The sequence below is a fragment of the Methylobacterium sp. J-048 genome (assembly GCF_022829515.1).
Taxonomy (GTDB): domain Bacteria; phylum Pseudomonadota; class Alphaproteobacteria; order Rhizobiales; family Beijerinckiaceae; genus Methylobacterium.
This window is the reverse complement of record NZ_JAKSYL010000284.1, coordinates 1-15,180: the sequence shown is the minus strand read 5'-3', so window position 1 is coordinate 15,180 and position 15,180 is coordinate 1. Positions and strand designations below refer to the sequence as shown.

Below are 15,180 nucleotides of genomic sequence, written 5' to 3'. Positions count from 1 at the left end.
GCAACCCAGTGCAGCGCACGATTTCCGAACGTGGTGTTTCCCTAGGTTGCTTCGCTCCGCTCGCAATGACGGTAGGCGGCGGAAGCCTACGCCCCCCGCACAGCTGCGGCAGCGCCGTAGCCCGCCCGCCGCCCGAAGACGACGCCGGAGGTGAGGCCCGAGCCGCCGGGATAGCCGTTGAAGAACACGCCGCCGACCATCTCGCCGCAGGCGTAGAGTCCGGGGATCTCGCTGCCGTCCTCGCGCCGGACGCCGCCGCCCTCCCCGACCTCGACGCCGCCATACGTGAAGGTGATGCCGCCGGTGACCGGGTAAGCCTTGAACGGCCCGGTCTCGATCGCCTGCGCCCAGTTCGACTTCGGCAGGGGGAGCCCCTTGGTGCCGCGGCCGTCCTTCACGGTGGGGTCGAACGGCACGGTGCCGTCCACGGCTTCGTTGAACGCCGCGATGGTGCGCTTGGCCGCCGCGCGGTCGATGCCGTCGAGCTTGTCCAGGAGACCGTCGAGCGTGTCGGCCTCGGCGAAATGGGCGTCGTGGAACCGGTACTCGCTGTAGAGCAGGTGATCGACCTTGGCATCGAAGATCTGCCAGGCGACGTGGCCGGGCTGCTCCATGATCGAGCGGCCGAACTGGGCATAGGTGTAGTTGCGGAAGTTCTTGCCCTCGTCAACGAACCGCTGCCCGTCAGCATTCAACATGAGGCCCAAAAAATAGCAGATCTTGCGGTAGTGCTTGCGCTCGCCGTGGGGCAGGCCGAGATTGCCGTAATCGGGGGTGTGCAGGTCCATCGGCGTGGCGTGGCAGCCGCCGTAGAAGCCGTGCGGCTTGGCGCCGAGCGCCAGCGCCATCTCCAGCCCGTCGCCGCGGTTGTGCGGCGTGCCGCGGACCCGAGCCTTGTCCCAGCCGTCACCGATGAAGCGAGTGCGCAGCTCGGGGTTCGATTCGAAGCCGCCGCAGGCCAGGACCACGGCCTTGGCCCGGACCGCGCCCTGGGGCGTCTCCACACCGACGACGCGGCCCGCCTCGACGATCAGCCCGGTGGCCGGGCAGCCGTAGCGGATTTCGCCGCCGGCCTTGGTGAAGGCCTCCAGCTCGGCCCGGGCGAGCCCGAACCCCTCGTCGTGGGTGGCGAGCGTCAGGCCGCCCCAGAACACGAAGCGCCCGTCCTTCTCGAAGGATTGCCGCGAATAGATCGGCTCGAACTTCACGCCCTGGGTCGAGAGCCAGCGCAGGGCCGCCCCGCTCTCGTCGATCAGGATGCGCTGCTCGCGCGAGAGCGGCCGTCCGTCGTTGAAGCCGAGCAGGTCGGACTCGAAGGTCTGGGCCGTGTAGGCACCGAAATCCGTGCGCGGCAGGCGCGGATCGTCCGGGTCGGCCAAGAGCGGGATCAGGTCGTCGTTGCCCTGGTAGACGAAGCGCATGGCGCCGGCCGTGTAGGCGGTGTTGCCGCCGGCGAGGTCCGGCTCCGCCTTCTCGATCATCAGCACCGAGGCGTCGCGCTCCAGGGCGGCGAGGCCCGCGCTCATGGCGGCGTTGCCGGAGCCGACCACCACGACATCGAAGGGTCCCGCCTGCCGATCCTGCATCGCCGCCTCCACCATATGAACTCGCTCCTCGATTGTATACGCTCGCATGCAATTGGCGGCAAGTGTTCCGCGCAGCTGCGTTTCGCGCTATGGCCACGCTCAAGGAGAGCCGGGTATGAAGGCGAGCGAATCGGAGCGCTCCAACGGAGCCGCCGCCTATGAACGGCTGCTGCAGGCGATCGAGGAAGGCGAACTCGCCCCCGGCAGCCGCCTGCGCGAGGCCGAGCTGGCCGAGCGGTTCGCGATCAGCCGCACGCCGGTGCGCGAGGCGCTGGGCCGCCTGGAGGCGCAGGGACTCGTCGCGCACGAGCCCCACCGGGGCGCCAGCGTGGCACAGCTCGATTACGGGCAGGTCAGCGAGCTCTACGACCTGCGCGCGGTTCTGGAGGGTACGGCGGCCCGGCTCGCCGCGATCCATGCCAGCGCGGTCGAGACCGAGATCCTGGAGGAGATGATTGTTCGCGACCGGACGTTGACCGGGGATGCAACGGCGCTCGCCCGAAGCAACCGGCTGTTCCACCGGCAGATCCACGCGGCGGCCCGCAACCGGTTCCTGCAAGCCACCCTGGAGACGATGCGCCTGTCGCTGGTGCTGCTGCCCGGCGCCACGACCCTCGCCGCGCCCGAGCGCGCCGGCGAATCGCTCGACGAGCACGCCGCGATCGTCGCGGCGATCCGGGACCATGACGGCGACGGTGCCGAGGCGGCGGCGCGGGCGCATATCCGGGCCGCCTTCAAGGCGCGGATCCGGATCTGGCAGGGGGTGTAGCCCCCGCCCTCAGGCGTGAGCCGGAATCCGCGCCTCCCGCGGGCCGCCCCGGAACAGGGCGAGCGTCGCAACGATCCCGCAGGCGGCCGCCGCCATCAGCCAGTAGCTCGGCGCCGCCCGGTCGCCGGTCTGGTCGATCAGATAGGTCGAGACCATCGGGGTCGCGGTGCCGAACAAGGCCGTGGCGAGGCTGTAGGCCAGGGAGAAGCCGCTGGCCCGCACATGCGCCGGCACGACCTCGGACAGCGAGACGATCATCGCGCCGTTGTAGACCCCGAAGAAGAACGACAGCCACAGCTCGACGCCGAGCATCTTGGCAAAGGTCGGGTCGGCCACCAGCCAGTGCAGGGCCGGGTAGGTGGTGAGCAGCGACAGGATCGAGATCGTCAGCAGCACCGGCTTGCGCCCGACCGCGTCCGAGAGTGCGCCGCCCACAGGCAGCCAGATGAAGTTGGTGATCGCCACGCACAGGGTGACGATCAGGCTGTCGGTCTCGGTGAGCTTGAGGACGGTCTTGCCGAAGGTCGGGGTGTAGACGGTGATCATGTAGAAGGTCACCGTGGTCATGGTCGACAGCATCATGCCGAGCAGCACGATCCGCCAATTGGCCGCCACCGTGGTGAGGATCTCGCGCGTGCTCGGATGGTGGGTCCGCCGGGCGAATTCCTGGGTCTCCTGCAGGGAGCGCCGGATGAAGAAGATGAACGGCACGATCAGGCAGCCGATGAAGAACGGGATGCGCCAGCCGAAATCGCCGATCTGCTGCTTGGTCAGGTAAGCATTGAGACCGTAGCCGATCACGGCCGCGAACAGGATCGCTACCTGCTGGCTCGCCGACTGGAACGAGGTGTAGAAGCCCTTTCGTCCGGGCGTGGCGATCTCGAACAGGTAGATCGAGACGCCGCCGATCTCGACGCCGGCGGAAAAACCCTGCAGCAGGCGCCCGGCCAGCACGATCAGGGGCGCGGCGATGCCGATCGTCCCGTAGCTCGGGCAGAACGCGATCAGCACCGTTCCGCTCGCCATGATCGCCAGGGTGACGATCAGCCCCTTCCGACGCCCGATCCGGTCGATATAGGCGCCGAGCACGATCGCCCCGAGGGGCCGCATCAGCGCGCCGAGCCAGAACGTCCCGAAGGTCAGGAGCAGCTCGGTGGTCTCGTTGCCCGAGGGGAAGAACGCCCGCGCGATGGAACTGGCGTAGAACCCGAACAGGAAGAAGTCGAACATCTCCAGGAAGTTGCCGCTCGTGGCGCGGAGGATCGCCCCGATCCTGGATTGCAGGGTCGCCCCGACGGCGCCCGGATCACCGGCCATGATGCAACGCTCTCGCTTTCACGCTCAGACCCCGATCCATTTCATCGCGAGGATCGTCCCGGTCACGGTCAGGGCGCCGCCGATCCGGGTGGCGATCTGGGCGAACGGCATCAGCGCCATGCGGTTGGCCGCCGTGAGGATCGCCACGTCGCCGGTGCCGCCCTGGCCGCTGTGGCAGGCGTTCACGATGGCGGTCTCGATCGGGTACATCCCGAGCGCGCGGCCGACGAAGAAGCCGGTGACCATCAGCGTGGCCACCGTCGACACGATGGTGATCAGGTTCACCAGGGTAAACGCCGCCATCAGCTCGTTCCAGGGCGTGAGCGCCACCCCGATGGCGAAGAGCAGCGGGTAGGTCATCGAGACCTGGACGAACTTGTAGACCACGAAGCCGCCGGCCTGGAGATGGGGCGATACGGCGCTGCCGAGCTTGGCGAACACCGCCAGGAACAGCATCGCCACCGGCGCCGGCAGGCCGACCAGGTGGTGCGCGATGACCCCGAGCAGGTACAGGGTGATGGCCGTGAGCCCGGCCGCGCCGATCGTGGCGGCATCGATCTGGCCCCTCGCCGCCTCGGATCGGGCCTGGGCGTCGCTCGATTCCATGCCCTCCGCGCCGGGCTGGAGCCGGCCCTCGCCGGTGAGATGCGGGTAGCGCTTGCCGACGGCGTTGAGGGTGCCGGCGAAGATGATCGCGGTGAGCGAGCCCAGCATCACCGGCGGCAGCACCTGGGCGAAGACGAGGCCCTGCTGCTGGCCGAGGATCGCCGCGTAGCCGATCGAGAGCGGGATCGCGCCCTCGCCGACGCCGCCGGCCATGATCGGCACGACGATGAAGAAGAAGGTCTTGTAGGGGCCGAGCCCCAGGGCCGTGCCGACCAGCGTCCCGACGATCGCCGCCACCACCGAGCCGATTGCGAGCGGCGCGAAGATCTTGAGGAAGCCCTTGATCAGGACGTCCCGGTCCATGCCGAGGATCGAGCCGACGATGATCGTGGCGATGTAGATGTAGAGGAAGTTGGTGAACTTCGTGAAATCGAAGATCGCCTTCTCCATCTGCGGCGGCACCAGCTTGTAATAGACCAGCGCCGAGGGGATGAAGGTCGCGAAGATCGCACCCGCCCCGATGTTGCGCAGGATCGGGATGCGCTTGCCGATCTCGGCGCAGGTGAAGCCGCCCATCACCAGCACGGCGATCATGGTCGGCCCGTCCGGCTTGACCTCGCCCTCTTGGACCAGGACCACCAGCAGGATCGCCACGATCACGTAGAGCGGCAGCGGGATGATGCCGATCTTCATGTCGACGAGGCGCCACCAGCCCTCCGGCCAGAATCGCGACGCGCGGCGCTCGACGATGGGCGATTCGACGGGGGCCGGCACGGGGCTGGTCGAGGCGGTACTGGTCATCGGCTTCCTCCGGACTTCCGACCACGCGCGGGCCGTTCCGGCCTTCGCCGCGTGGCCCCGGCCGCCCCGACGGTCGCGACCTGGGCCGCACGGTCGGCGGAGATAAAGTCGAGTCCGGCGTATCAGCGCCCGCGGAGACCGGCAACGCGATCCGCGGAACAAAGCGTGCAACCTGTATTGGAGGCGGGGATCAAGCCGGCTTGTCAATCACGGCACGCGGATGCCCGACGCGCACCGGCCCGGCGCGAGGCCGGGCCGGTGCGGTCGCGATGCACGGGGCCGACCCCAAGATCGGGGCCGGCCGGTCGGATCAGAAGTCGCGCTGAACGCGGAAGCGGACCTGCGTCATCGAATCCTGCGTCGCGGTGCGTGGCACGAAGCTGCCGTTGTTGATGGCAGCAACGGCACCGTAGGCACCCGGGCCCTTGTCGAGGTCGATCACCCGGCCGCTCTTCACGCCGACCTGGGTGTAGAACGCCTCGACGCCGATATCGAGATCGGCCACCGGCGACCAGATCAGGCTGCCGCCGACCACGTACTGGTAGGTGTCCCGCAGCGCCTGGCTCAGCTGGTAGAACCGGGTGCCGGGCACACCGACGCCATTCGTGCTGAAGCTGTTGGCGCCGTTCGGGTTCACCAAGCTGAACAGCGCACCCTGGGCCAGGCGGGCACCGGCCGAGAAATCCTGCTCGCCGTAGGAGCCGAACAGGGCCGAGCGCCATTCCGGCGACCAGTAATGCAGGTACGACGCCACCGCCGAGAAGCTGGTCGATGTCTGCAACTGGCCGGTGAACGGGTTGACCGACGCGTCCGCGAAGTACTGCTCGAACTTCTGGGTGTCGAAGCCGGTGTTGGACTGCGCGTAGCAGCCAGCGATCATGCAATAGCCGGCATAGCTCTGCGCGCCGTTAGCGTAAGCGCCCTGCAGGTAGAGGGTGTCCCCCGGGGCGATCGATGGCAGGTTGAACTTCACGCCGCCCTGCACGCCCCAGCCCTGGACCGAATTGGCGTGCCGGATCCCAGTGAGCACGCCGCCCGCGCCCGCAGGCGTCGCGGTGCTCAGGTTGCCGACATTGATCTCGTGCGTGGCGGCCGAGAGCTGGGCCGAGCCCCAGGCCTGGTCGACCCGCAGGGCGCCGACGAAGTCGGGCAGCCGCGAGCGCTGGACGGTGTCGACGTTGCCGTAGCGGGACGGCCGGCCGTCGGTGTAGCCGACGAAGACGGGGGTGGCCGCGTTCGCAGACGGCGAGAAGACCGGCGAACGGGTGAAGACCGGGTCTTCCACCGACAGGGTCGCCGACAGGCCGTTGCCGAAGGTGGCCGTGTAGGCGAGCAGGTTGGTGGATGAATTGTCGGAGCCCGAGGTGGCGCCGTAGAATTCGAAATCGTGGGCGTAGAAGTCGTAGAACGAGGACGCGCGACCGGCGGTCAGGCCGGCGAACTGGATGAACGCCTTGTCGACGTTCACGTATTGCTCCGCGCGGCCCCGCTCGTCGACGCCGGTGGCGGCGTAGGCTTGGCCGATCCGCAGCATCGTTCCGGAATGGATGACGCCCGTGCGCGAGGCGGCATCGAGGCGTACGAAGGCGCGCAGGGTGCCGTAGGCGGTCTGGGTGCGGGCATCCAGGTTGAAGCGCGCCAGCCCCCGATAGCCCGACGTGTCGCCGGCAGCGCCCGGCTGGCGGCTGGACGAGGTCTGGTAGGCCCCCTCGAACCGGGCCCGGCCCGAGATGCGCAGGCAGGTGTCGGTGCCCGGGATGTAGAGGAAGCCGGCGCCGAAGGCGGTGCAGACGCGGACGTACTCGATCGGCGCGGCCTTCTTTACCGGCAGGTCGGCGGCGTGGGCGGATCCGGCCGCGGCGAGTGCGGCGACGGATCCCAGCAAGAAACGCTTCAACAAATGCATCAAGACCCCCAGAAGTTTGAAGCCGACGGCGGCAACGCTTCCCATTTCCCTGCCAATCGCAGGCTATTATTATTTTTATATTTTAAGCGGAAGATTTTTCTGGAGCGGATTGTCCAAGACTCATCTTTCACAATCCATTGTGCGATCCAATTTTTTAGCTAGCAATGCGCATTCAAGCACGTGATGGAACAATTATGATGTTGTTGCAGACGTGCAACAAACAAAATTATCAGTTTAATGCGCAATATGTTTGCCGATTCAATTGATCTCAAGTCGATGTTTTACCTTATCCATTGAGGCAAAATGAATTAGATCGTGTGTTTATTGTTTGATCACAGCATGCCGGCCGTTGCACACACCCGCCCCAATGTGACGCCTTCGCAGGCTCAGGCGGCGATCGAGCCTGGCGTGGACCGAAGCCGAAGCGGCTCTGGATCGCGGACGACGGGCGTTCGCGGCGGAACCCGCAACAAAAAGGCCCGGCGCGGGGCCGGGCCTTGGACGTCGAGATGCACGAAGCCGGTGCCGGGCTTGAAGCCCCGGCACCGGTCCGTCGGATCAGAAATCGCGCTGGACGCGGAAGCGGATCTGCGAGACCGAGTCCTGCGTCGCGGTCCGCGGCACGAAGCTGCCGGTGTTGATGCCGGCGACGTTGGTGTAGGCGGTCGGGCTCTTGTCGGAGTCGATCACCCGGCCGCTCTTCACGCCAACCTGGGTGTAGAAACCCTCGACGCCGATATCGAGATCTCTCACCGGCGACCAGATCAAGCTCGCACCGACAACATACTGGTAGGTGTCGCGCAGCGCCTGGCTCAGCTGGTAGAGCCGGCTGCCCGGCACGCCGACGGCGTTGGCGCCGAAGGAGACGGCAGCGTTCGGGCTCACGAGGCTGTAGGCCGCGCCCTGCGCCAAGCGGGCACCGCCCGAGAAATCCTGCTCGCCATAGGAGCCGAAGACGGCCGAGCGCCAGTCCGGCGACCAATAATGCAGATACGACGCGACCGCAGAGAAGCTGGTCGATGTCTGGAGCTGACCGGTGAACGGGTTGATCGTCGCATCGGCGAAGGACTGCACGAATTTCTGTCCTCCGAATCCGGTATTGGCCTGCGCGTAGCAGCCGGCAATCATGCAATAGCCGACATAGGTCTGTGCTCCGTTGCCGTAGGCGCCCTGCAGATAGAGGGCATCGCCCAGGGCGATGAATGGCGCGTTCACCTTCACGCCACCTTGCACCGCCCAGCCCTGGACCGAGTTGGTGTGTGAGATCCCGGTGACCACACCACCGGCGCTTTCGGCCACGGCGGTACTCAGGTTGCCGACGTTGATCTCGTGCGTGGCGGCCGAGATCTGGGCGGAACCCCAATCTTGATCGAGGCGCAGGGCACCGACGAAATCGGGCAGCCGGGAGCGCTGGATGCTGTCGACGGTGCCGTAGCGGGACGGCAGGCCGCCGGCGTATCCGACGAAGACGGGGCTGACCGGAGTCGTGGCCGTGATCGAATACGGCGCGAAGACCGGCGTGCGGCGGTAGACCGGATCTTCGACCGACAGGGTCGTCGAGAAGCCGTTGCCGAAGGTGGCCGTGTAGGCGAGCAGATTGGTCGACGACGTATCCGAGCCGGAGGTAGCGCCGTACACCTCGAAGTCGTGGGCGTAAAAGTCGAAGTAAGAAGCCGCACGACCGGCGGTCAGACCGGCGAACTGGATGAACGCCTTGTCGACATTCACATGCTGCTGTGCGCGGCCCGCCTCGTCGACCCCGGTAGCGGCGTAAGAATGCCCGATGCGCAGTTGAGTGCCGGAATGGATGAGACCGGTGCGGGAACCGGCATCGAGGCGCACCAAGGCGCGCAGGGTGCCCAAGTCGGTCCGGGTGCGGGCATCGAGATTGAAGCGCAACAGCCCTCGATAGCCCGCAGTGTCGCCGTTGCCGGCTTGGCGCGAGTAGGTCGTCTGATAGTTGCCCTCGAACCGGGTACGGCCGGAGATGCGCAGGCAGGTATCGGTACCGGGTATGTAGAAGAACGCGACGCCGTGGGTGGTGCAGACGCGAACATATTCGATCGGCGCGGCCTTTTTTACCGGCAGGTCGGCAGCCGGAGCGGCTCCGATCACAACGAAGGCCGCAGCAGAACCGAGCCAGAAACGATCCAACAAACTCATCAACATCCCCCGATGTTTGACGCCGACAACGGCACCGCTTCTCGGGACGCTCCTCCTGCCAAACGTTTTTCTCTCATTATGCGTTTTGAAAAAATGTTTATTCTTGATCCCGCCACATATGACGCGAACTTAGATGATTATCCTGCATCGTAGATCTTTAGGGGGCAACGGTCATTCTGGAGAGGGACCTTGCAATTTTGGTTTTGTTGCAAACAAACAACAGGCAAGCTACTGATTATTACGAAGTAAATTTGCGAAGATCTTCGAACTTATTATTTTTATTGCGTGCTTAGTTGTGTTACTGCCGTCGTCAATTCAAAAATACCGCGCCAGTTCGTGGATCATGACGGGTCTGCAGACGACGCGATCGGCTTGCGAGCCGGCGCGCGCCTTCCGTCGCTATCGGACCCACATCCTCGCTAGCCCTCAGGCTGCAGGCACTGATGGCGCGGGAATCGACACGAGAAACCGCCACGCAGATCCTCGCCGGCGAATCGTATCGGCCATCGATCCACTCGAAAGCGCTGTCGATCCCATTGGGCTTCGGCGGCGCGCGGATTCCGAATCCGGCCGTCACGTCTTGGGCCGATGCCGCGCATCGACTCGGAAGCGGCGATGCGCGGCATCGCCTGCGCAGCGAGCGCCCCTGACCATCCCAACGGCCGGGCAGCGGGCCATGGAGCCGTGCTGGCGGACCAAAGGCGGTCAGAGATCGAGACGGATAACGGGGCGCGGGAGCGCGATAAGCGGCGGTCTCGATAACGCCCGCAACAAAAAGGCCCGGCGCGGGGCCGGGCCTTGGAAGGCGAGATGCACGAAGCCAGTGCCGGGCCTGACGCCCCGGCACCGGTCCGTCGGATCAGAAGTCGCGCTGGACGCGGAAGCGGATCTGCAAGACCGAGTCCTGCGTCGCGGTGCGCGGCACGAAGGTGCCGGCGTTGATATTCGCGACGTTGGCGTAGGCGGTCGGGCTCTTGTCCTGGTCGATCGTCCGGCCACGGTTCAGGCCGATCTGCGTGTAGTAGCCCTCGACGCCGATATCGAGGTCCTTAACAGGCGACCAGATCAAGCTCGCACCGGCGACGAACTGGTAGGTGTCGCGCAGCGCCTGGCTCAGCTGGTAGAACCGGGTGCCCGGCGCGCCGACAGCGTTGTTACCGGTGATGACGCCCGGACCCACAAGACCATAGGCCGCGCCCTGGGCGAGCCGGGCGCTCCGGGAGAAACTCTGCTCGCCGTAGGAGCCGAAGAAGGCCGAGCGCCAGTCCGGCGACCAATAATGCAGATACGACGCGACTGCGGTGACGCTCTGCGAGGTCTGCAACTGGCCGGTGAACGGGTTGATCGTCGCGTCCGAGAAGTACTGGTTGAATTTCTGGCCCTGGATCGTGGCGGCGTTCGGTGAAGCCGAACCGCTGAACGCGGAGTAGCCCGTATAGAACTGCGCACCGTCGCCATAGGCGCCCTGCAGGTACAGAGCGTCGCCCGCCGCGACGAACGGCACGTTGACCTTCAGACCGCCCTGCACCGCCCATGCCTGGACGCTGTTGGTGCGCGCGACGGCGGCGTTCGCGCCGGTGCCGAGCGTGAGAGTGCCGACGTTCAGCTCATGCATCGCGGCCGATACTTGAGCCGAGCCCCAGGCCTGGTCGAGGCGCAGGACGCCGACGAAGTCGGGCAGGCGCTCACGCTGAATGCTGTCGACGTTGGCGAAGCTCGACGGTACACCGCGGGTATAGCCGACGAAAACGGGGCTGACCGGCGCGGCGCCGCCCGAGGGCGCGAAGATCGGCGTGCGCCGGAAGACCGGGTCTTCCACCGACAGGGTCGCCGAGACGCCGCCGCCGAAAGTCGCCGTGTAGGCGAGCAGGTTGGTCGAGGCGACATCCGAGCCGGCGGTGCTGCCCGACATCTCGAAATCGTGGGCGTAGAAGTCGAAGAACGACGCGGCGCGGCCGGCGGTGAGCCCCGCGAACTGGATGAACGCCTTGTCGACATTCATGACCTGTTGCACCCGGCCGACCTGATCGACGCCGGTGGCGACGTAGGCGAGGCCGATGCGCTCCTGGGTGCCGGATCGGCCGACGCCGGCCGCGCCGGCCCGGCTGCCGGCATCGAGACGCACGAAGGCGCGCAGGGTGCCGTAGGCTGTCTGGGTGCGGGCATCCAGGTTGAAGCGCGCCAACCCCCCGGTAGCCCGACGTGTCGCCGCTGTTGGTGCCGGCCTGCCGGGTATAGGCGGTGATGTAGCCGCCCTCGAATCGGGCGCGGCCGGACACGCGCAGGCAGGTGTCGGTGCCGGGGATGTAGAAGAATCCGGCGCCGTAGGCCGAGCAGACGCGGACATATTCGATCGGCGCTGCTTTCCTCACCGGCAGGTCGGCGGCGTGGGCGGCTCCGATCGCGGCGAAAGCGGCGGCTGAGCCGAGCAAATAATGCTGCAATCGTTTCATCAACAGCCTCAATTTTTGATGATAATTCCGCCCATACGCCAGGTATATTCTGCACGTTGCAGAGTATTGTTCTGCGCGGAGGCCGAAGGCGGCGGGAGATCGGGGGCGACCGGTCAGCGGAAGAACGCTCGCAACAAAAAAGGCCCGGCGCGGAACCGGGCCTTGGAAGGCGACATGCACGGGGAAAGGGGCCGGGACAGAAGCCCCGGCACCGATGTGTCAAATCAGAAGTCGCGCTGGACGCGGAAGCGGACCTGCGAGATCGAATCCTGCGTCGCGGTGCGCGGCACGAAGGTGCCGGCGTTGATGCCCGCGACGTTCGCGTAGGCAGTCGGGCTCTTGTCCTGGTCGATCGCCCGGCCACGCTTCAGGCCGAGTTGCGTGTAGAGGCCCTCGACGCCGATATCGAGGTCCTTCACCGGCGACCAGATCAGGCTCGCGCCGGCAACGAACTGGTAGGTGTCGCGCAGCGCTTGGCTCAGCTGGTAGAACCGGGTGCCCGGCACGCCGACGGCATTGATGCCGGTCGCAACGGTCGGGCTCACAAGGGCATAGGCCGCGCCCTGGGCGAGGCGGGCGCTCCGCGAGAAGCTCTGCTCGCCATAGGAGCCGAAGAAGGCCGAACGCCATTCCGGGGTCCAGTAGTGCAGGTACGACGCGACCGCGGTGAAGCTCTGCGATGTCTGCAACTGGCCGGTGAACGGATTGATCGTCGCGTCCGAGAAGAACTGGTTGAGCTTCTGGCCCTGGATCGTCGCAGCATTTTGCAAGTAGGAGCCGCTGAACGCGGAATAGCCTGTGTAGAGCTGCGCACCATCACCGTAGGCACCCTGCAAGTACAGGGCGTCGCCCGGCGCAACGAACGGTGCATTCACCTTTAGGCCACCCTGCACCGCCCAGCCCTGGACGCTGTTGGTGTGCGCGAGATTGACAGGGGTGCCGGTACCGGTGGGAGCGCCGAGCGCGATATTGCCGACGTTCAACTCATGCGTGGCAGCCGACAGCTGAGCCGAGCCCCAGGCCTGATCGAGGCGCAGGGCGCCGACGAAGTCGGGCAGACGCTCGCGCTGGATGGTGTCGATGTTGGAGAAGCTGGACGGCGCGCCCCTGGTGTAGCCGACGAAGACGGGGCTGACCGGGGCGGTGCCGCCCGACGGCGCGAAAATCGGCGTGCGGCGGAAGACCGGGTCTTCCACCGACAGGGTCGCCGACAGGCCGTTGCCGAAGGTCGCCGTGTAGGCGAACAGGTTGGTTGAGGCGATGTCCGAACCCGCGGTGTTGCTCGTGATCTCGAAGTCGTGGGCGTAGAAGTCGAAGAACGACGACGCGCGGCCGGCGGTCAGGCCGGCGAACTGGATGAACGCCTTGTCGACGTTCACGTATTGCTGATCGCGACCGGCCTGATCGACGCCGGTGCCGCCGTAGGCTTGGCCGATGCGCTCCTGGGTACCGGACCGGCCGATACCCGAATAGCCGGTGCGGCTGCCGGCATCGAGGCGCACGAAGGCGCGCAGGGTGCCGTAGGCGGTCTGGGTGCGGGCATCGAGGTTGATGCGCAGGCGGCCCTGGTAGCCCGATGTGTCGCCACCATCCCCGCTCCTGCGGGAGTTGCTGCCCATATAGCCGCCCTCGAACCGGGCGCGGCCGGAAACGCGCAGGCAGGTGTCGGTGCCCGGGATGTAAAAGAAGCCGGCGCCGAAAGCGGTGCAGACGCGGACGTACTCGATCGGCGCGGCCTTCTTGACCGGCAGGTCGGCGGCATGGGCTGCTCCGACCGCCGCGAAGGCGGCGGCTGAGCCGAGCAGCGAGCTCTTCAAGAGCTTCATAAATATCTCCAAAGCTTCTAGACCCGATAACCACAACGATCCCGGTTTATCGGGTCATCGCAGCGTCTATTTTTGTTTCAATCTGCAATTTTGATAGCAGATTTTAGAGATACCCCGTGTCCGAGATGCCTCTATGCGGTTTCATATGATGGGTCGCTGCGTATATGAGCAACATCGATTTTATATATCGACAATGATTGCTCAATGTTGTTGCACGATCGCAACGTCATATAAGTATTTTATAGACATATTGATTCATATATCGAGGTATATACTAAATAGGTGCCGATTATTTATTTTGCATGCCCATCGATATGTATCCGCTGGTGGAGATTTTAGTTTAGGTCGACCGCCCGCAACGGGCAGAGACCCTGCCGCGGCGAACGACTGCCGGCATCGACAGGGCGACAGCACCCGACGCCGGAACGGAGCCGTCGGCTTTCGGTTTCCCAGCGCCCGAACGCAGCGAGCACGAAGGCCGGCGCGGCGGTGATTCGAACGAATCGGCGCCGCGATTCGGGAGGCGCCCCTGGTTTCAGCGCCGCGGCAGCGCGCCCGAGTCGGGGCCGCAGGGTGCTCCGATGGGATCAGGTTCGAGACGAAGTGGTGGCGCGGATGCCGGCGGTGCATCGGTGCGCGGGGCCAGGGCGGCCGACCAGAGACCTTCGTGCAGACGGGGGCGGAAGGCCGTCGGGGTCACGCCCGGGCGCCTGCCTTTATCGGCCTTGGACGCCGCCTGGCGCCGTCAGGACCCTGGGGCGCCTGATGCACGCGTCGGCCGGCCGACGCCTCGATTCGTATCTCAGACTGGAAGGCTGCTGCGAGCCGGCGGGCGGGGGTCGGGACGGGTGCCGGAACCGCCATCGATCGCGCTGCAATCGGGAAGGGTTCTCAGCCAGCCCTTTCAAGGTGTCTGGCCAGATGCGCGTCGTGGGATCATCGCCTCTGAGCAGATCACGCGCGCCCTTTCCCCGGACAGGTGAAGCGAAGCGGAACCTGATCTGGGACCCAGCACACGAAGCGCCGCGCCAACGGCGCGGGTTGATCAGGCGGACGCTGCGCGCCGTCGTGTGCTGGGTCCGGGTCGCATTCCGCTGGCGCTGCATGCGCCCCGGAAAAGGGCCGCGCAGACCGGCCCGACGCCGTGTCCTGGCTCTCAGCCCAACACCTTGAAAGGGCTGGGTTCTCAGTGCCTGTTTCGACGCCCTCGCCCGGCCCAAGCGGTTCCGCGCTCAGGCCTGCGCCGACGCGGAGTCTGCGTGGCGGGCATTGCAGGCGGGCTGCGGTGCCCAGGCTCCCCAGGCCCGTCCGCAACGAAAAAGGCCCAGCCGAGGGCTGGGCCTTGAGATCCGTGGAGCACGGGGTGCGGCACCGGGATCGTCCCCGGCGCCGCCTTTGCGGCTTAGAAGTCGCGCTGGACGCGGAAGCGGACCTGTGAGACCGCGTCCTGCGTCGCGGTACGGACCGCAAAAGTACCGGCGTTGATACCGGCAATGTTAGCGTAGGCCGTCGGACTCTTATCGAGGTCGATCGCCCGGCCATTCTTCAGGCCGATCTGCGTGTACAAGCCTTCCACGCCGATATCGAGGTCTTTGACCGGCGACCAGATCAGGCTCGCACCGGCCACGAACTGGTAGGTATCACGCAGGGCCTGGCTCAGCTGGTAGAACCGGGTGCCGGGCGTGCCAACCGCGTTCGAGCCGAACGGGTTGCTGCCGGCCAAGCCGCTCACGAGGTTGTAGATCGCGCCCTG

The 15,180-nt window shown here is 66.1% G+C and carries 8 protein-coding genes and 2 pseudogenes; 2 read left to right on the top strand and 8 right to left on the bottom strand.

The window, feature by feature from the left end; genetic code table 11:
- Positions 1–86: 86 nt before the first annotated feature.
- Positions 87–1,601 (bottom strand): FAD-dependent tricarballylate dehydrogenase TcuA, encoded by a 1,515-nt coding sequence (gene tcuA / locus MKL09_RS27595; RefSeq protein WP_244025169.1) that lies wholly within the window; start codon positions 1,599–1,601, stop codon positions 87–89.
- Between the two features lie 100 nt (positions 1,602–1,701).
- Here tcuA and MKL09_RS27590 point away from each other — a divergent pair, with 100 nt between their 5' ends.
- Positions 1,702–2,355: a GntR family transcriptional regulator gene (locus tag MKL09_RS27590; protein ID WP_244025168.1), complete on the top strand. Its 654-nt coding sequence runs from the start codon at positions 1,702–1,704 to the stop codon at positions 2,353–2,355.
- A 9-nt stretch (positions 2,356–2,364) separates the two neighbouring features.
- Here MKL09_RS27590 and MKL09_RS27585 read toward each other — a convergent pair whose 3' ends face one another.
- The 4 genes from MKL09_RS27585 to MKL09_RS27570 form a co-directional block, all read right to left on the bottom strand.
- A complete protein-coding gene (locus MKL09_RS27585; RefSeq protein ID WP_244025167.1) occupies positions 2,365–3,672 on the bottom strand; it encodes an MFS transporter in 1,308 nt (435 codons plus the stop codon).
- A 24-nt stretch (positions 3,673–3,696) separates the two neighbouring features.
- Entirely contained in the window at positions 3,697–5,079 is a 1,383-nt protein-coding gene (locus tag MKL09_RS27580; RefSeq protein ID WP_244025166.1) for a 2-hydroxycarboxylate transporter family protein, read from the bottom strand.
- 310 nt (positions 5,080–5,389) lie between these two features.
- Entirely contained in the window at positions 5,390–6,985 is a 1,596-nt protein-coding gene (locus MKL09_RS27575) for a porin (RefSeq protein ID WP_244025165.1), read from the bottom strand.
- Positions 6,986–7,543: 558 nt separating this feature from the next.
- Positions 7,544–9,148: a porin gene (locus tag MKL09_RS27570; protein WP_244025164.1), complete on the bottom strand. Its 1,605-nt coding sequence runs from the start codon at positions 9,146–9,148 to the stop codon at positions 7,544–7,546.
- A 443-nt stretch (positions 9,149–9,591) separates the two neighbouring features.
- Here MKL09_RS27570 and MKL09_RS27565 point away from each other — a divergent pair, with 443 nt between their 5' ends.
- Positions 9,592–9,798: a hypothetical protein gene (locus MKL09_RS27565; RefSeq protein ID WP_244025163.1), complete on the top strand. Its 207-nt coding sequence runs from the start codon at positions 9,592–9,594 to the stop codon at positions 9,796–9,798.
- Positions 9,799–10,007: 209 nt separating this feature from the next.
- Here MKL09_RS27565 and MKL09_RS27560 read toward each other — a convergent pair.
- The 3 genes and pseudogenes from MKL09_RS27560 to MKL09_RS27550 form a co-directional block, all read right to left on the bottom strand.
- A pseudogene (locus MKL09_RS27560) lies at positions 10,008–11,601 on the bottom strand (porin).
- A gap of 224 nt (positions 11,602–11,825) precedes the next feature.
- On the bottom strand, positions 11,826–13,427 hold the full coding sequence (locus MKL09_RS27555) for a porin (RefSeq protein WP_244025162.1): 1,602 nt from the start codon (positions 13,425–13,427) through the stop codon (positions 11,826–11,828).
- A gap of 1,402 nt (positions 13,428–14,829) precedes the next feature.
- Positions 14,830–15,180: pseudogene (locus MKL09_RS27550) on the bottom strand (porin); the annotation flags it as partial.

Bases quoted from the DNA above. Each gene is read 5' to 3' on its own strand.
- tcuA (WP_244025169.1), bottom strand. From the start codon at position 1,601: ATGGTGGAGGCGGCGATGCAGGATCGGCAGGCGGGACCCTTCGATGTC.
- MKL09_RS27585 (WP_244025167.1), bottom strand. From the start codon at position 3,672: ATGGCCGGTGATCCGGGCGCCGTCGGGGCGACCCTGCAATCCAGGATC.
- MKL09_RS27580 (WP_244025166.1), bottom strand. From the start codon at position 5,079: ATGACCAGTACCGCCTCGACCAGCCCCGTGCCGGCCCCCGTCGAATCG.
- MKL09_RS27570 (WP_244025164.1), bottom strand. From the start codon at position 9,148: ATGAGTTTGTTGGATCGTTTCTGGCTCGGTTCTGCTGCGGCCTTCGTT.
- MKL09_RS27555 (WP_244025162.1), bottom strand. From the start codon at position 13,427: ATGAAGCTCTTGAAGAGCTCGCTGCTCGGCTCAGCCGCCGCCTTCGCG.
- MKL09_RS27575 (WP_244025165.1), bottom strand. From the start codon at position 6,985: ATGCATTTGTTGAAGCGTTTCTTGCTGGGATCCGTCGCCGCACTCGCC.
- MKL09_RS27565 (WP_244025163.1), top strand. From the start codon at position 9,592: ATGGCGCGGGAATCGACACGAGAAACCGCCACGCAGATCCTCGCCGGC.
- MKL09_RS27590 (WP_244025168.1), top strand. From the start codon at position 1,702: ATGAAGGCGAGCGAATCGGAGCGCTCCAACGGAGCCGCCGCCTATGAA.